Source organism: Hyphomonas sp. CACIAM 19H1, from assembly GCF_003325995.1.
GTDB lineage: Bacteria > Pseudomonadota > Alphaproteobacteria > Caulobacterales > Hyphomonadaceae > Hyphomonas > Hyphomonas polymorpha.
The window spans coordinates 2,049,333-2,065,950 of sequence record NZ_CP016437.1; the positions used below are offsets into that span (position 1 = coordinate 2,049,333).

The window sequence follows — 16,618 nt, forward strand, 5'->3', positions numbered from 1 at the left end:
GCAGCTCTACAGATACAGAGTTGGCGCAAACCTGAGCTTCCCTGCCCGCACCGGAGCCTGCCCCTTCCCACGCACCGGAAGGGTGTGGATGTGCTGTCAGCGACGAAAGCAGACATCCACCAGCAGAACTACGCGGAAGTTTGGCTACCCGTGAGAGGGTGGGTGGCCGTGCGACAGGAGGCCCCGCCAGGCCGCCTGCCGGTGCAGGAGGGAAATCAGGTCATCCGGATCGCCATCGGCGATCAGGGCGTCGAGAAAGAGACCGGGACCATGATCATTTGCGGGTTGGCCGCAAAGCTGTGCCGGTTGCACCTCGGCATGGGAGGAAACGCTGGAGGAGCGGTAGAATGGCGACGCCTTGAGCATGGTCTCGGTCTCCGTCTTGCGACTAATTCTCATTTGCATTTTGCGCGGAGAGGGTCAAGCCCCGAAATATTACAATCGGCCAACCTGGCCCCGGCCACCTGTGGAAATCGGCGTTGCCTGCCGCCGCCCTTGCCGAGATTGCTGCCATGCAGAAGGCCCATGCAGGAATGAAGGTCACATACCCTTAAGGAAGCAGTTCACAAGCCAGCCCGGATTGCCCTAAACCGGCAGCATGGCCGATGATATTCTCCCCTTCAGTTCCGCATTTCCCGCAGCCACCGAAGCCGAATGGCTGAGCGCCGTTGAAAAGGCGCTCAAGGGCAAGAGCGCCGATACGCTCACCCGCAAGACTGCCGACGGTATCGGCATCAAGGCGCTCTATCGCGAAAGCGACTTTGCTGCCGCGACCGACCCGCTGGGCGTTCCCGGCGAGGCACCCTATCTGCGCGGGCCGACCGCTGCGCCCGACAAGTGGCGCCCCTGGGACATCCGCCAGCTTTTCACGCACCCCTCGGCAGAGGAAACCAATGCCGAGATCCTGCGCGACCTGGAGCGCGGCGTTTCCTCGGTGGAGATCGCGCTCGACTGCACCGGCCAGCAGGGCGTTCAGATCACCACGCTGGAAGACTTTGAGACCGCCCTCGCCGGGGTGCGCGCAGACTATGCCGGCGTGGCGCTCAGCCATCTCAACGCCTCGGGGGTGACGGCCTCTGCCCTGCTCGCCCTCTGGGCTGAGAAACAGGAAAACGCGGCAGACCTCGCTATCGATTTCAACATGGACCCGCTCGGCGCGCTGGCCCGTTCCGGCAAACTCTCGGGCGGGCTGGAGGCGGCGTTTGAGCGGATGGCCGCCGTCATCGCGCCGCTTGGCCAGAAATTCCCCAAAGCGGGCCTTATCCGCATTGACGCAACCAGCGTGCATGAAGCGGGCGGCTCTGAAGCGCAGGAACTGGGCGCGCTGATCGCTTCGGCCATCGACACGCTGCGCCGCCTGGATGGGAAGGCAGACATCGCCGCGCTCTCCCGCCGGATGAGCTTTGCAGTCGCGCTGGATGCCAACTACGGTATCGGCATCGCCAAGCTGCGCGCGGCGCGCCGACTCTGGGCGCGCTGCCTTGAGGCGCTCGGCCTGCCGCCGGCGCCCATGCGCCTCCAGGGCGTCAGTTCGGCGCGGATGCTGACAAAGTATGATCCGTGGACGAACATGCTGCGCGTTACTTCCGCCGTGTTTGCAGGCGCTGCGGGCGGAGCCGACATCGTTACCTCGCGCGCGTTCAACGAAGCCCTTGGCCGGCCCGAAGAACTCGGCCGCCGGATTGCGCGCAACACCCAGATCATCGCCATGGAAGAAAGCCAGCTTGGCCGCGTCGCAGACCCGACCGGCGGGGCCTGGTTCACCGAGACGCTGGCCGATGACCTCGCCGAAGCTGCCTGGGCAGAGTTTCAGAAAATCGAAAGCGAAGGCGGCTATGGCGCTTCGCTGATTTCCGGAGCTTTCCAGAGCCGCGTGAAAGCGGTGCGCGACGCCCGCGCCAAGGATATTGCCCGCCGCAAGATACCGCTGACGGGCGTTTCGGAGTATCCGCTGCTGGACGAGATTGCCGCGCCGGTGGCGGAGGTCGACATGCCGCGCGCGCGGGATGGCGTTTCCGATGCGGGCCTGAAAGCGCTCGTCAAAGGGCCGCTGGCCAGCGGGACGGACGCCACCGCCGAAGCGCTTGCGCCTATCCGTCTGGCGGCCGCCTTCGAGGCTCTGCGTGACGCGGCTGCCCGCGCGCCCAAGCGGCCGGAAGTGTTCATCGCGACGCTGGGCGCGCTGGCCGAATTTACGCCGCGTGCGGACTTTGCGCGGAACATGCTGGCGGCGGGCGGAATCGCGCCGAAGGAGGCCGTTGTGCCGCCCCGTGACGCCGCCGAACTCGCTGCCGCGTTCAAGGCTTCGGGCTGCCGCCTCGCGGTGATCTGCGGCACGGACAGGGCGTATGAAACCGGCGCCGCCGAAGCTGCAGATGCTCTGAAGAAAGCCGGCGCGCAAAGCGCCTGGCTGGCCGGGAAAGCCGAAGCGCCCGGCATCGACCTTAACATTTTCGCAGGCTGTGACGTGCTCCACGCGCTCCAGGTTGCTCATGCCGAGCTGGGAGTGTCCAAATGACCAAGTTCCCCGATTTCACCAAACTTGACCTCGGCACGCCCGGCGCAAAAGCTGGAAAGCCGGAACTCGGCGAAGCCTGGGAGACGCCCGAAGGCATTGCGGTTCAATCCGCCTACACCGCAGCAGATCGCGCTGGGCTGGATTACCTGGATGATTATCCGGGCCTCACGCCCTTTGGCCGGGGCCCCTACCCCACGATGTATACCAATCAGCCCTGGACAATCCGTCAGTATGCGGGCTTTTCCACGGCCGAAGATTCCAACGCCTTCTATCGCCGCAACCTGGCCGCTGGCCAGAAGGGCCTTTCTGTGGCTTTCGACCTTGCCACCCACCGGGGCTATGATTCCGATCACCCGCGCGTGACGGGCGATGTGGGCATGGCGGGCGTGGCGATCGACTCCATCCTCGACATGCGCACGCTGTTCTCCGGCATTCCGCTGGATCAGATGTCGGTCTCCATGACGATGAACGGCGCGGTTCTGCCGATCCTGGCGCTATACATTGTAGCCGCCGAGGAACAGGGCGTGCCGCCGGAAAAACTCGCCGGGACCATTCAGAATGATATTCTGAAAGAGTTCATGGTGCGGAACACCTATATCTATCCGCCCAAGCCCTCGATGCGGATCATTTCGGACATTTTCGCCTTCACCTCGGAGAAGATGCCGAAGTTCAACTCGATCTCGATTTCCGGCTATCACATGCAGGAAGCGGGCGCGACGGCAGACCTTGAGCTGGCCTATACGCTGGCCGATGGCATCGAATATATTCGCGCAGGCGTCGCCGCCGGGCTGGATGTGGACGCCTTTGCGCCGCGCCTGTCCTTCTTCTGGGCAATCGGCATGAACACCTTCATGGAAGTTGCCAAGATGCGGGCCGCACGCCTCATCTGGGCAAAGCTCGTGAAGGAGAACTTCAATCCGAAGTCTGACAAATCCCTCAGCCTGCGGACGCACTCGCAGACCTCCGGCTGGAGCCTGACGGCGCAGGACGTTTACAACAACGTCATCCGCACCTGCCTGGAGGCCATCGCCGCCGCTGGCGGGCAGACGCAGAGTCTGCACACCAACAGCTTCGACGAAGCCCTGGCCCTGCCGACAGACTTCTCGGCCCGCATCGCGCGCAACACGCAGATCCTGCTGCAGCAGGAAGCGGGCGCCTGCCAGTCCATCGACCTGTTCGGCGGTTCCTACTATGTCGAGCGGCTGACGCATGATCTTGCGGCCAAGGCGCTGAAGCATATCGAGGAAGTTGAAGCGATGGGCGGCATGGCGAAAGCCATCGAAGAAGGCCTGCCGAAACTGCGCATTGAAGAGGCCGCCGCCAACACCCAGGCGCGCATCGACAGCGGCACGCAGACCGTCGTGGGCGTCAACAAGTTCCTGCTGGACGAAGAAGAAGACGTCCCGGTACTGAAGGTGGACAACGCCGCTGTGCGCCGGATGCAGCTGGAAAAACTGGCGCGCCTGAAGGCCGAGCGCAACGAAGCCGAAGTCACCGCCAAGCTGGACGCCATTGCCGAAGCCGCCGCCGGCACGAAGGGCAACCTCCTCGCATTGGCCGTGGACGCTGCGCGCGCCAAGGCCACCGTGGGCGAAATTTCCGAAGCGGTCGAGCGCAGCCAGGGCCGCCATCAGGCCGTCATCCGCTCCATCAAGGGCGTCTATGGCAGCGGCGTGAAGGGCACGGACAAGGCCAACGAAGCGGAAAGCCTGGCGCAGGCGTTTATCAAAAAAACCGGCCGCAAGCCGAAGATCTACATCGCCAAGATGGGTCAGGACGGACATGACCGTGGACAGAAGGTCGTCGCCTCTGCGCTGATGGACCTTGGCTGGGAAGTCGAGATTGGTCCCCTCTTCCAGACGCCGGAAGAAGCCGCGCGCGACGCGCGCAAGGCGGGTGTGGACATTGTCGCTGCCTCCTCGCTGGCAGCGGGCCATCTGACGCTGGTGCCGGAGCTGAAACGCGCCCTTGGCAATGAAGGCGCGGCCAACGCGCAGATCATCGTCGGCGGCGTTATCCCGCCCCAGGATTTCGATGCCCTGCGCACCGCAGGCGCCGCAGCGATCTTTCCTCCCGGCACAGTGATCGCCGACAGCGCCATCCGGATGCTGGAGCTTCTGCTGGGAGAAGATGATCCCGCGCGGACGGCGGCGGAGTAGTCTTCAACGGAGAGACAACCATGATCCTCACCACCACCCACACGGTTCAGGGCCGGGATATCCGGGAATACAGAGGCGTCGTGTGCGGGGAGGTCGTGATTGGCGCGCATCTCGGCAAGGATATTCTGGCGGGCTTTACCAACCTCGTGGGCGGCCGGTCCAACGCCTATGAAAGCACCCTGCGCGAAACGCGCGACGGCGCACTGACCGAGATGATCGAAGAGGCAACCCGCCTCGGCACGGACGCCATTGTCGGGATCAAGTTCGATTACAGCGTCATCGGCCAGGGCGGCTCGATGATGATGGTGGCCGTCTCCGGCACGGCCGTAACGCTCGCATGAGCGCGCTGACGGCCATCGCGCCCACCCTCGACGAAATGTATCTGACGGCGGAAAAAAGCTTCGCCGACCTGCCCGATTTCATGCGCAAGGCTGCCGGCGATGTGCGCATCATCGTCATGGATTATGCCGAAAATGAAACGCTTGACGAAATGGGCATCGAAGACGCGCTGGAGCTGACCGGTCTCTATGTGGGTATTCCGCTCACCATTGAAAGCGTCACAAACCCCTCCGAATACAGACCGCTTATCTATCTCTACCGACTGCCCATCCTGTTTGAATGGGCAGCCCGGGGAGACGTGACGGTCGAAGAGCTTGTGAGCCATGTTTTCATTCATGAGCTTGGCCATCATTTCGGCTGGTCAGACGAGGAGATGGATGCCAAGCTCGAGGAAGATGACTAGGCAGGATCAGACAAGGAGATCCTCCTGCTCCCGCTTCCCGGCCTCTTCATCCTTCGAAGCAAGCGCGATGCCGAAGGTGAGAATTCCAACGCGGCCTGCAAACATCAGAAGAATAACGGTGAGCTTTCCAAAATCGCTCAGCGAGCCGGTGATGCCCATAGACAGGCCAACCGTGCCGATGGCGGAGATCGCCTCAAACAGCAAAGCCTCGAAATCCTTGCCGGGCTCTGTGAGACAGAGAAGGAAGAAGGCAGGCGTCATCAGCATCACAAAGTAGGCTGATGATGCCATTGCCAGTTGCAGCCGCGCAGACGCAATCACGCGATTGAAAAAGGTAATCTCCGGGCGCCGGCGCACTGTCGAGCGCACAAGCCCGATCATTGCCGCGAAAGTCGTGGTCTTGAGACCGCCCCCTGTGCCTGAAGGCGAGGCGCCAATGGCCATGAGGAAAAAGAGCAGCACGATTACAGCGGGCGTCAGTGTACTGATCGGATGGGTGTTGAAGCCGACCGTTGTTGTAGCCGTCATGGTCTGAAAGAAGGAAGCGAGCAGCCGTTCACCAGATTGGAGCGCTGCGATTCCTGGCTCCGACACGAAGATAACGGCTGTACCGACAAGCAGAAAGGCCCCCGTCAGCTTCAGGATCACCTTGCTGGTAAAGCTAAGCGCGAAGCTGCGGCGCGTCAGCCCCCGCCAGACATCCCAGGCGATGAGGAACCCCATGGCGCCAAGTATCGACAGCGCCGAAATGGTTGCATTGACCCCTACGTCGCCCCGGAAATTTTCCAGGCTGTTGGGATTGAGGCTGAAGCCTGCGGTGCAGAAGGCGGAAACGGAGTGGAAGATGGAACTCCATACAGCGTTATCGACGCCGCTTGCTGCAAACTGGAGGTAGAGCAGACAAGCCCCTACCAACTCGATAACCAGCGTGTAGATCACGACCGTCCGGATGAAGCTCCCGACACTGACGTCCTCAGGCAATGTGAAGGCAGTGCGGGCGAGGCGTTCACGCAGAGGCGACAGGTGCTGCGCTGTTGCCATCATGACGAACGAGCCGAGCGTCATATATCCGATACCACCTGCCTGGATCAGCAGCAGGATCACCAGTTCACCCAGGAACGTATAGGAGGTACCCGGATCGACGGTCACAAGCCCTGTGGTGGATACGGCAGAGACTGCCGTGAAGAGATTGTCCAGCGGCACGACGGGCACTGACTGAGAAACGGGCATACACAGAATAGCCCAGCCAAGCGCCATGTAGAACGCATAGCCGGCAAAGATCAGCTTGGCCGGGTGGATCCGGCGCATAAAGCGATGGGCGTGCAGAGAGGCAACCGCAAGAAACTTGCGGGTGGCCCCGATCATTCGCGGAACGCGCATGATGAAACCTTTGAGCATGTTGAGGGAGTGGTTTGGAAACTACGGCGCACGGCGCCTGTTCAGTCGATCCGTTCCTTGTTCAGCACCGCTGCGGCTTTCGCCGCCCTTCGGCTGATGCTGCAGTGCAATACCATTCTTTTTTTCCGCTTGCCAGCCCCGTTCCGTTTGCAGGAACCCAACAATCCCGTAGATTGGCGCTGACATCACAATCATTATAAATAAATCAGGGAGATAGAGGGCATGAAGGCATATTCGGAACATGATGGCCTCGGGCTGGCCGAGCTCGTCAGGACACGGCAAGTATCACCTGAAGATCTTTTGGAAACCGCAGTCGCTCGCGCCGAATCTGTCCAGGGCCAGATCAACTGCTTCGCCGCGCTTTACCCTGACCTTGCCCGGGAGCAACTCAAGGCGGGCGGCATTGAAGGTCCCTATGCGGGCGTGCCCTTTGTGGTGAAGGATCTGGGCGTGGAGGTGAAAGGCGCGCCGGTCACTTCCGGCAGCCGCGCCTTCAAGTGCAATGTCGCCAGCCGCGACTCGACGCTGGTGGACCGCTTCCGGAAGGCAGGGCTCGTTTTCTTCGGCGCGACCACCACGCCGGAATTCGGACTGACGCTCACCACGGAATCGACCCTCTACGGACAATCCCGGAACCCCTGGGACACGACGCGCACGACAGGCGGGTCCTCCGGCGGCGCAGCGGCGGCGGTCGCGGCGGGAGTATTGCCGGTTGCCCATGCCAGCGATGGCGGCGGATCAATCCGTATCCCGGCAGCCTGTTGCGGGGTCTTCGGCCTGAAGGCGTCTCGCGGACGGGTGCCGATGGGGCCTGCCAAGACCGAAGGCTGGAATGGCCTCTCCACGGTCGGCGTCGTCAGCCGCACAGTGAGGGATACCGCCGCGCTGCTTGACCTGACCCACGGCCCCGAAACTGGCAGCCGCTACGGCGCGCCTGCCCCTGCCCTTTCTTATCTGTCCGAACTTGAGCGCGATCCCCGCCCCTTGCGCATCGCCTTCTGGCCGGTAGCGCCGAACGGCACGAAACCGGACGCCGACGCGGCTGAAGGCCTCGCCAACACGGTCAAGCTGCTCGAAAGCCTTGGCCATACTGTGGTCGAGGCTGCCCCCATGATCGATGGCGAAGCGCTGGCGAAGGCCGGGCTGTTCACGATTTCGGCGAATATTGCCGCGCTGGTGGAGGAGCGAGGCATCGCGCGGGGATCTCCCGTGGCGGATGATGAACTGGAGCCAATCACGGCGTCGATGGTCCGCCTCGGGCGGACAGTGCCGATGATGGAGCTTGCCAAGGCAAATAACGCCTTCATCACGGCGGCCATCATCTATGAGCACTTCCTTGATGCAGGGCAGTTTGATCTGACGCTTTCCCCCACCCTTCACCGCGCACCAGACCTGCTGGGCACGATGGCGCTGACCGCAGACCCCGGTGCTATGGGCGCGGCGGTGGCCGGCTTTGCGCCCCATTGCGCATTGTTCAACCAGACCGGCTGCCCGGCCATGTCGGTGCCGTTGCACTGGACGAAGCCGACCGCCACAGCGCCGGCGGGCCTGCCTATTGGCATGATGTTCGGCGCGCGCTATGGCCGCGAAGACCTGCTGCTGTCGCTGGCAGGACAGTTGGAGCGCGCCGCACCATGGGCACACAGGAAGCCGCCGGTCTGGGCCGGCTGACGGAAGACAATCGCAAATGGTACAGCGGCGGCTGTCACTGCCGCGCTGTACGGTTTGAAGTTGAGCTTCCCGACGCTTTCGAGGTGGAAGACTGCAATTGCACCATGTGTGCGATGAGCGGGAACATCCATGTCATCGTGCCCGGAAGCCGTTTTCAACTTCTTCAGGGAAAGGATAATCTCAGCCAGTACACCTTCAATACCGGCACGGCGAAACATCTTTTCTGCAAGACCTGCGGCATCAAGAGTTTCTACATTCCGCGCTCCAACCCCGATGGCTTCGCCATCACCTGGCGGGCGCTGGACGATTGGATGGACTTGAAAGTAACGGTCGTTCCGTTCGACGGGCAGAACTGGGAAGCCAACGCTGCGCGGCTAGCCCACAAATCAAAAGACTAACGCGGCGGCGGACCATCTTCTGGCGGAGGCGCCGGGCTGTCCTTGTCTTTGTTCTTGTGTTTGCGGTGGTTGTTTTCCTTCGGCCCGGACAATATCCACGCGACCCAGGCGCGCTGTTCGGGAGAGAGCTCGCTGATACCGCCCAGCACTTCTAGACCAATCCGGTCACGGAGCATCACGTCCGCATCGCGCAGCTCTCGCAGGGCCACTTCAGCCGCCGCGCGGTCAAACGGGTCAGCCGCCAGAACTTCAGCAAAGCGCTTCTCAGCCTCCCGGCGGGCAGCCAGTTCGGCCTGAGAAGATTCAAACCCGCGCCGCATCAACGCGCGCACTTCCCGGCGATCATCGCGGGAAATTTCAGGAATGCCTTCGGGGCGCTCGAAAACCGGGCGGCCCTCGCCTCTCTGCAGTTTTGGAGGCTCAGACCTCAAATGCTGGCCGGCAACATAGCCGCCCAGCGCCAGGTTCACGAGCAGGGAAACGCCCAGCGCCGCCGGCGCCAGCCAGTTAGGCAGTCCGCTCATTCCACATCCTCCACGGCGTAGTTTGCCGTATCGAAGCCAAGGGCCGACACGACAAGTTCCTGCACCTCTTCGATCATATCATCATCCGCGCTTGCCACCGGTGCGACCGTCAGCCCCATGAACAGGCCGAGCGCGGCAGCCGCAAAGCCGCTCGCCGGCGCCCAGGGGGTTTTGAGGCCAAACCATTTCTGGATATTTCCCCGCGCCGCTTTCGGGCGCGGCGCGGCGGCAACAATCGCTTCGGTCAATGCACGTGGCATCTCCGGCTCTGGCAGGGCGCCCAGCATCAGGCCCAGCGCGCGCGCCTCTGCCAGTGCGCGGGCGAAACGCTCGGGATGGGCGCGCAGCAGGACCTGGCCCGCGGCGCGTTCGGCCTCCGGCCAGGACGCAGGCTCTGCGCCCCAGATTTCGATCAGCTCGATCAGGCGGTCATCGGTCATGCTGTAGGTCATGAGGCATTCCTTCCTTCGAGCAATTCTGCACGCAGCGTTCGCCGCGCGCGCGCCAGCAGGCTTTCCAGAGCCTCTACACTGACATCCATAATCTGCGCTGCTTCGCTTTGGGAGTGTCCCTGCAGCGCGCACAAGGTCAAGGCAGCAGACTGGCGTTCGGGCAAACGGGCAATGGCGGCCTCGACGGCCTTTACCCGCTGGGTCTGGTCGAGCCTGTCCTGCGGCCCAAGCGCGGTATCGGCGCGGTCAGGCAATTCATCCGGCAACAGCTCCCGCCGCTTGCGCAGGCGATCATAGCAGAGGTTCAGCGCCACACGGTGGAGCCATGTGGAGAATTTCGCCCGCGGCTCCCAGGTAGGAAGCGCTTTCCAGGCGCGGATGAAGGTCTCCTGAGTCACGTCTTCGGCCTCTGCAGTATCGCCCAGCATCCGCGCCGCAAGCGACAGAACGCCCGGGCTGTAGCGGTTGACGAGCGCACGAACGGCCGCAGCGTCTCCGGCCGCGGCGCGTGTGATCTGGTCGAGGTCTGATGTAAACGCCACGGCGGGATGTTTAACTGAGTCCGGGCCGGAGTCCCGAGTGACAATCGCAGGGGGGGTGTTTTGATTGTCTCAAGGAGATGCCGGCCCGTTCCCATTTCAGACCTTATTCGCCAGCATTGGCTTTCTTCTTGTCGCGCCATTCGCCGCGACGCTCCTTCTTGCTGGCCTTGGCCGCATCAAGCTCAGCCTTCGTGATGGTGCCGTCATTGTTGGCATCCAGCTTGTCGAAGAACTTGATGTGCTCGGCGGTGAATTCGGCAGCGCTCAGGCGGCCATCGCCATCGGTATCCATGGCAGCCCAGTGTTCAGCGGCTTTTTCAGTCCGCTTGGCTTGCCATTCAGCGGCCTTGGCGGGATCTTTCTCGCCTCTCGGCTTACCCTCGCGGGCCGGTTTGCCTTCGGCGGCGCGTTCAGCCTTCTTCGCTTCCCAGTTCGCCTTCATTTCAGCGCGCTTTGCCTCATGATGAGCTTTCATCTCATCCTGGGTGACAAACCCGTCTGAATTGGCATCAATCTCGGCGAAGCGGGCCGCGAGGGAGGCTTCTGCCTCAGCTCGGGTGATATTTCCGTCAGCGTTGGCATCCATCTGCATCAGATGGCCAGCGTGGCCGCGATGTCCCTTGCCGGGGCCGGCCTGAGCGGCGAGCGGCATGGCGAGCGCAATTGCGGCAATGCTTGCAAACGCGAGTGTCGAACGTTTCATCTCTGGTCTCCAGTTTCATCTCCCAGCGACAATGAAACGGGGGGGCGTCAGGATTCCGTCGTTTTCAGCTGCAGTTTTTCACGCGCCATTGAATGTACGCGCTTTTTTACCTCCCGGAGACGGTCTTCGAGCACTTCAAACCCGTCTTCCTCGGCGGCCGCGCGGCAGAAGCGGTTTTTCAAACCCTCGGGAATGGCCGCATCTTCAGCCTCCGTATCCCCCAGCGCCAGCCGCTGGATCTGCTGCAGTGAAGAGAGCAGATGCAAGGCCGCACGCAGGAAATACCAATCTTCCGCTTCGTCCGGATGCTCACTCTCATCTGCCTCGGCCAGTCCCGACAGGGCAAGCGCCGTGGCCGGACGGATGAGGTCAGCACGGGCACGGAGCAGCATTTCCTTCTGCGCCATGAACTCGATATCGATGAGGCCGCCCTCAGCCGTCTTCAGATCCCATAGCCCCTTCCCCGGCTTTTCGCGGTAAAGCGTGGCGCGCATGTCTGCCACATCGCCGGGGATCGCCTTGCGGCGGTCGCTGCGCGCGCGCGCGGAGATGGCATCGGCAGCGATACCCAGCACTTCAGTGCCCAGGGTGGCATCCCCGGACACAAACCGCATCCGCGTCAGCGCCATATGTTCCCAGGTCCACGCCTCTTCATTCTGGTAGTGGCGGAAGGCAGGCAGGCTGACGGCGACCGGGCCAGCGCGGCCAGAGGGGCGAAGCCGCATGTCCACTTCATACAGCGCGCCTTCTGCTGTGGGCGCGGTGAGCGCGGTTATCAGACGCTGGGTGAGCCGCGTGAACCAGGTCTGCGCATCATCCGCCTGCGAATCATAGATCAGGATGATGTCGAGATCAGAGCCCGCCGTGAGTTCACCGCCGCCGAGCTTGCCCATCGCAAACACCGCCCAGCGGCCCGGCACCGCGCCATTTCGGCGAGTGGTTTCGGCCTCTGCAGCAGCCGCCATCTGACGGATGGTCTCATCGGCAAGGCTGGTCCAGGCTTCGGCTGCCTGGTCCGTCGGCAACAGACCGTGCAGCAGCCGGTGGCCGATCAGGAAACTCTGCTCCCGGTGATACCGGCGCCAAGCATCCATCGCCGCATCGAAACTCACCGAAGGTGTTAGTTCGGGGGCACGCGGGATGGCGTTGGAAACAAGGGCCTCCAGAAGATCTGGCCGCCGGGCAAGGATCTGCGCAAGGCGCGGCGCCAGCGCGAGTGTCGAGACGAGATCATCCAGAAGGTCCGGCCGCGCGAGCAGCATCGAGAGCGTCTGCACACCCGAAGAGAGCCCCTCGAAGAAGCGGGAAAACCAGCGAAATGCCTCGTCCGGCTCGCCCGTCGCGCCCATGGCCTTGAGCAATCCCGGCAGAATGGAGGTGAGGATTTCCCGTCCGCGCCCGGTGCGGGTTGCGGGCACGCGGCCCCGGTGCCAGTTGCGGATGGTATCAATGGCGGAAGACGGATCGGAGAAGCCCAGATCGCTCAGCGTCTTCACCGTACCCGGATCATCATCCACGCCGGTGAAGACGAGGTTGCCGAGGCCATGGCTCTCGGCGGCGCGGTCTTCCTGAGCGAACAAGGCGTCATAGGCGGACTGCACGATGCGCCGGGTTTCCAGAAGATCGCGGTCGAAGTCTGCCAGGTTGCCATAGCCGCAGAGCCAGGCGACTGCTTCGCGCTCGGCTGGGTCTGCCGGAACGGTATGGGTCTGCTCGTCCTGCCGCATCTGGATACGGTGCTCGACATTGCGCAGCGCCCTATAGGCCGTCGTCAGCTCGGAAGCCGTCTTGTCAGACACGACGCCCGCCGCGCGCAGCGCTTCCATCGCGCCCAGCGTGGAATTGTCCCGCAATGCCGGTTCGCGCCCGCCGAGGATCAGCTGCTGGGTCTGCACGAAGAACTCGATCTCGCGGATACCGCCGGGCGAGAGCTTCACATCGGGGGAAACCGAGGCAAACCCGTCATCGCCGACCTTGGTGTTGATCATCCGCTTGATGGCCTGGATGTCGCCTATGGCCCAATAGTCCAGATTGCGCCGCCAGACATAAGGCTCAAGCCGCTTCTGGAAACGCTCCGCCGCCGGAATATCCCCCGCCGTGGGCCGGCCCTTGATCCAGACCATCCGCTCCCAGTTCTGACCCTGGCTTTCATAATAGACGTCTGCCATGTCGGTGGACACGGCCACCGGCGTGGAGCTGGGATCAGGGCGCAGGCGCAGATCGGTGCGGAACACATAGCCGGCACCAGTTGTCTCCTCCATGATCCGAACCATCTCGCGGATCACGCGCTGGGCGGCGTCGCCGGGATCCCGGTCTCCCCCGTCAAACCGGCTGCGCTCATAAAAGGCGCAGACATCTATATCGCTTGAATAGTTGAGCTCGAACGCGCCCATCTTGCCCAGAGCAATGACGAAGATGCCCTCAGAGTTTAGCCCCCGCGCCGCCAGCGCCGATTGCAGCGCCGCTTCAAGGCTTCCCCCGGCAAACTCCGTGAGGTGACGGGTCACCTCCATCACATCCAGGGTGCCAGCGAGGTCGGCCGCTGCCAGTGACAGGTGGGCTGAAGCCTTTGCCTGCCTTAGCGCCGTCATCACGTCGGCCACGGGCATATCCCTCGGCAGGGTGGTGGCCGCTTTCAGCGCGGCGCCAAAGTCCAGCCCGGCCCCGCGATCGGCCAGCCGGCGGAGATAGGGCGCATAGTCAGCCGCTGCCGCCAGGGCCGCTTGGGGGGTCGACTGAATCGGACGGATAGTGAGCATACCCAATGACTTAGCCGAGGCGCAGGGCGGCGACAAACCAGTTCGCAACCTTTCGCCGGGTCATGCGTCTTGGACTTATTACATCCCGGACGCAGAACCGTAGCAAAGCCTTGCTATGGGGACCCCACAAAAATACGGAGTGCCACACGATGGCCGAAACTCGCGAAGAGACGCTTCGACGCTTCTTTCAGCAGTATGCCAAGGCAACCCGGGAGGGGGATACCGAGATCATCGCGACTTCCTACGCGCCAACTTATATCGAAACCTCGCCGGATACCTTTGTAGCCTGGAAGGTCGACGAGCAGTATCGCAAGGCGCTGGTGGAACGACACACCATGCTGCAACAGCAACTTGGGCTGCAGGCACTTGATGTGGAAATCGTGTCGGCCGAAGAAGTCGCCCCCCTGCATTACATGGTGCGGGCGCGCTGGAAGATGGCCTTCGCCAAGGCCAGGGCCGGCAACGTCACTTCCCTGTTCGACATCACCTACATGGTGAAAATCGCCAGCAAGCCGCAGATCCTCGCTTACATTTCGCATGAATCCGAAGAGGCGGTGATGCGCCGGGACGGGGTGATCTGAGCCGGATCAGCGCGGCTCCACCTGAGACATCACTGAGCCTTTCCCCATCAGGCTTGCGTCTGCTAGGCTCCCCACAACATGAAAGCTCTGCTTGCCTCCCTCCTCATTGCATTTGCCGCCGGCGCGCCGCTGGAAGATCCGGCCGAAGAAATGCGCGCGCAGGCGCTGATGCGGGAAGTGCGCTGCGTGGCGTGCGAGAATGAGCCGGTTTCCCAATCCTCCGCCCCCATTGCCGAGGATATGCGCGCCCGTATCCGCGAAATGGTCGCTGAAGGCGCCACCGATGCGGAGATCCGGGACTGGTTTGTCAGCCGTTATGGTGGATTCGTGCTGTTCCGTCCCCCGGCACGGGATCTGGCCAGTTGGCTCTTGTGGGCCTTTCCCTTCATCCTGCTGGGCGCGGGAGTGGGAATTGGTATTGTCCTCGCTATCAATGCGAAGCGGAAATCCGGCGAAGTAGAAGCTGAAGACGTCTGAAAAGCGTTCGCCGGGTCGCCTTTTTATCCGGCCGATAGCCTTCAAGCTGCCGTGATTACACCTAACTGTCTTTTAATGCCCACTCTCGGTGTGGCATGTTTATGTTTTGGTCTTGCGCTGATACTGGCGCAAAAACAGCGATCTGGAGAGATAGATGCGCAAATTCGGGATTTCGGCCCAGGCACTTATAGCTGCTGCCTTCGGAGCTGCAATCATGGGGGGCGCGATCTCGGTACCGAAACTTATCGCGCCCGAAGCCGGCGCTCAGCCCATTGCCATTCAAGCGCCCCCTGGAGCGCCGCTGAGCTTCGCGGACCTGATTGAGAAAGTAGAACCGGCGGTCGTCAGCGTAAACGTGATTGCCACTCAGGATGTCGGACGCCTTCAGGACATGGAAGGCTTCCTTGAGCAGTTCCGCGGCGTGCCCGGCCTGGAAGAATTCTTCCAGCAACGCCCCTCCCCGCAGGAAACACCCCGCCAGCGCGAATCGCGCTCGCTCGGCTCCGGCTTCTTCATTTCCGAAGACGGCCTTGTTGTCACCAACCACCACGTCATCGACCGCGCCACCCAGATCCAGATCGTCACTTCTGACGGCAAGGAACTGGAAGCCGAACTCGTCGGCACTGACCGGCAGACGGATCTCGCCGTCCTGCGCGTGAAGGAAAAGGGCAAATACCCATTCGTGAAGTTCGGCAGCTCGAAAGCGGTCCGCAAAGGTGACTGGGTTGTCGCCCTGGGCAACCCCTTTGGCCTCGGCGGCACGGCCACTGCAGGCATCCTCTCGGCCGATGGCCGTGAACTTGGTGCCGGCAGCCCGTATACGGACTTTATTCAAATTGACGCCCCTATCAACCGCGGCAACTCCGGCGGCCCGACCTTCGACCTGCAGGGCAATGTGATCGGCGTGAACTCGCAGATCCTCTCGCCCACCGGCGGCTCGGTCGGTATCGGCTTTGCCATCCCGGCGGAACTTGCTCAGGAAGTGACCGATACGCTGATCAAGGATGGCCGTGTTTCGCGCGGCTGGCTCGGCGTGCAGATCGGTGATCTGACCCCTGAATTCGCCGAAGCCCTTGGCATCGAAGATACCAAAGGCTCGCTTATCGCAGATGTGACGGCTGGCAGCCCGGCAGAGAAAGCCGGCCTGCTGCGCAACGACATCATTCTTTCCGTGAACGGCCAGAAGGTTACGGACGCCACTTCCACCACACGGATCGTTGGCCGCCTCATCGCCAACACCTCGAACAAGTTCGAGATCATCCGGAATGGCAAACGTCAGACGATAAACGTCACCGTGGGTGAGCGCCCGGATGATCCGAATGCAAGCGTGGGCAACCAATCCTCGCCAAATTCAGGTCGCGGTGAACAGTCGTCCGGCGTGCCGGGCACGTTCCTTGACGATTTCGGTGTCCGGATGGTTCCGATGACGAATGAAATGCGTCAGCGTCTCGGCCTGCGCCCAAGCGACACCGGCCTCGTGATTACCGAACTGGCGCCTGACGGCGTGTTCGCCAAGGCGGGCTTCATGAAGGACCTCGTCATTCTGGAAGCCAACGGTCAACCTGTACCGACCGTCGAAGCCTTCGAGCAGGTGGTGAAAGAAGCACGCGCGGCCAATCGCTCGAAGATTCTCCTGGCCGTCCGCGCCGGGCAGGCAACAACTTATAGTACAGTAGATTTGCCGGCAGGCTGAA

General features: G+C 62.4%; 16 protein-coding genes. 9 read left to right on the forward strand and 7 right to left on the reverse strand.

What is annotated here, in order from left to right; all coding sequences use genetic code 11:
* Nucleotides 1–144: 144 nt before the first annotated feature.
* Complete coding sequence (locus BBF93_RS09620; protein WP_035596975.1) at nucleotides 145–366, reverse strand: hypothetical protein; 222 nt, start codon at nucleotides 364–366, stop codon at nucleotides 145–147.
* A 232-nt stretch (nucleotides 367–598) separates the two neighbouring features.
* Here BBF93_RS09620 and BBF93_RS09625 point away from each other — a divergent pair, with 232 nt between their 5' ends.
* The 4 genes from BBF93_RS09625 to BBF93_RS09640 are packed head-to-tail and all read left to right on the forward strand — an operon-like array spanning nucleotide 599 to nucleotide 5,419.
* The gene (locus BBF93_RS09625; protein ID WP_114105752.1) at nucleotides 599–2,518 is read left to right on the forward strand and encodes a methylmalonyl-CoA mutase family protein; all 1,920 of its coding nucleotides are present in this window, start codon (nucleotides 599–601) and stop codon (nucleotides 2,516–2,518) included.
* Nucleotides 2,515–4,677 carry a methylmalonyl-CoA mutase gene (gene scpA, locus BBF93_RS09630; RefSeq protein WP_114105753.1) on the forward strand — a complete coding sequence of 721 codons (2,163 nt, stop codon included), beginning with the start codon at nucleotides 2,515–2,517 and terminating at the stop codon, nucleotides 4,675–4,677. Before BBF93_RS09625 ends, scpA begins: the two co-directional genes overlap by 4 nt.
* Before the next feature lie 20 nt (nucleotides 4,678–4,697).
* On the forward strand, nucleotides 4,698–5,018 hold the full coding sequence (locus BBF93_RS09635) for a YbjQ family protein (RefSeq protein ID WP_114105754.1): 321 nt from the start codon (nucleotides 4,698–4,700) through the stop codon (nucleotides 5,016–5,018).
* Nucleotides 5,015–5,419: a metallopeptidase family protein gene (locus BBF93_RS09640; RefSeq protein WP_035596962.1), complete on the forward strand. Its 405-nt coding sequence runs from the start codon at nucleotides 5,015–5,017 to the stop codon at nucleotides 5,417–5,419. The genes BBF93_RS09635 and BBF93_RS09640 overlap by 4 nt, the downstream gene beginning before the upstream one ends.
* A 6-nt stretch (nucleotides 5,420–5,425) precedes the next feature.
* Here the strand turns inward: BBF93_RS09640 and BBF93_RS09645 are convergent, their stop codons facing one another.
* Complete coding sequence (locus tag BBF93_RS09645) at nucleotides 5,426–6,799, reverse strand: TrkH family potassium uptake protein (RefSeq protein ID WP_114107043.1); 1,374 nt, start codon at nucleotides 6,797–6,799, stop codon at nucleotides 5,426–5,428.
* 240 nt (nucleotides 6,800–7,039) lie between these two features.
* On the opposite strand from BBF93_RS09645, the gene BBF93_RS09650 reads away from it, so the two are divergent.
* Entirely contained in the window at nucleotides 7,040–8,488 is a 1,449-nt protein-coding gene (locus BBF93_RS09650; RefSeq protein WP_114105755.1) for an amidase, read from the forward strand.
* Nucleotides 8,452–8,886, forward strand: a complete 435-nt coding sequence (locus BBF93_RS09655; RefSeq protein ID WP_051612453.1) for a GFA family protein — start codon at nucleotides 8,452–8,454, stop codon at nucleotides 8,884–8,886. The genes BBF93_RS09650 and BBF93_RS09655 overlap by 37 nt, the downstream gene beginning before the upstream one ends.
* Here the strand turns inward: BBF93_RS09655 and BBF93_RS09660 are convergent.
* The 5 genes from BBF93_RS09660 to BBF93_RS09680 all read right to left on the reverse strand — a co-directional run bounded on the left by BBF93_RS09660 (nucleotide 8,883) and on the right by BBF93_RS09680 (nucleotide 13,866).
* Nucleotides 8,883–9,410: a periplasmic heavy metal sensor gene (locus BBF93_RS09660; protein ID WP_035596956.1), complete on the reverse strand. Its 528-nt coding sequence runs from the start codon at nucleotides 9,408–9,410 to the stop codon at nucleotides 8,883–8,885. The two genes, BBF93_RS09655 and BBF93_RS09660, sit on opposite strands and share 4 nt — an antisense overlap.
* Complete coding sequence (locus BBF93_RS09665; protein WP_114105756.1) at nucleotides 9,407–9,862, reverse strand: hypothetical protein; 456 nt, start codon at nucleotides 9,860–9,862, stop codon at nucleotides 9,407–9,409. Before BBF93_RS09665 ends, BBF93_RS09660 begins: the two co-directional genes overlap by 4 nt.
* Nucleotides 9,859–10,404 carry an RNA polymerase sigma factor gene (locus tag BBF93_RS09670; protein ID WP_035596953.1) on the reverse strand — a complete coding sequence of 182 codons (546 nt, stop codon included), beginning with the start codon at nucleotides 10,402–10,404 and terminating at the stop codon, nucleotides 9,859–9,861. Before BBF93_RS09670 ends, BBF93_RS09665 begins: the two co-directional genes overlap by 4 nt.
* Before the next feature lie 103 nt (nucleotides 10,405–10,507).
* Complete coding sequence (locus BBF93_RS09675) at nucleotides 10,508–11,107, reverse strand: EF-hand domain-containing protein (RefSeq protein WP_051612451.1); 600 nt, start codon at nucleotides 11,105–11,107, stop codon at nucleotides 10,508–10,510.
* Nucleotides 11,108–11,154: 47 nt separating this feature from the next.
* Nucleotides 11,155–13,866 carry a bifunctional [glutamine synthetase] adenylyltransferase/[glutamine synthetase]-adenylyl-L-tyrosine phosphorylase gene (locus BBF93_RS09680; protein ID WP_233349068.1) on the reverse strand — a complete coding sequence of 904 codons (2,712 nt, stop codon included), beginning with the start codon at nucleotides 13,864–13,866 and terminating at the stop codon, nucleotides 11,155–11,157.
* 149 nt (nucleotides 13,867–14,015) lie between these two features.
* Between BBF93_RS09680 and BBF93_RS09685 the strand changes: the two genes are divergently transcribed.
* The 3 genes from BBF93_RS09685 to BBF93_RS09695 all read left to right on the forward strand — a co-directional run bounded on the left by BBF93_RS09685 (nucleotide 14,016) and on the right by BBF93_RS09695 (nucleotide 16,617).
* Nucleotides 14,016–14,447, forward strand: a complete 432-nt coding sequence (locus BBF93_RS09685; RefSeq protein WP_114105758.1) for a hypothetical protein — start codon at nucleotides 14,016–14,018, stop codon at nucleotides 14,445–14,447.
* Nucleotides 14,448–14,525: 78 nt separating this feature from the next.
* The gene (locus BBF93_RS09690) at nucleotides 14,526–14,924 is read left to right on the forward strand and encodes a cytochrome c-type biogenesis protein (RefSeq protein ID WP_114105759.1); all 399 of its coding nucleotides are present in this window, start codon (nucleotides 14,526–14,528) and stop codon (nucleotides 14,922–14,924) included.
* A 154-nt stretch (nucleotides 14,925–15,078) separates the two neighbouring features.
* Complete coding sequence (locus BBF93_RS09695) at nucleotides 15,079–16,617, forward strand: Do family serine endopeptidase (protein ID WP_114105760.1); 1,539 nt, start codon at nucleotides 15,079–15,081, stop codon at nucleotides 16,615–16,617.
* Nucleotide 16,618: the final 1 nt, after the last annotated feature.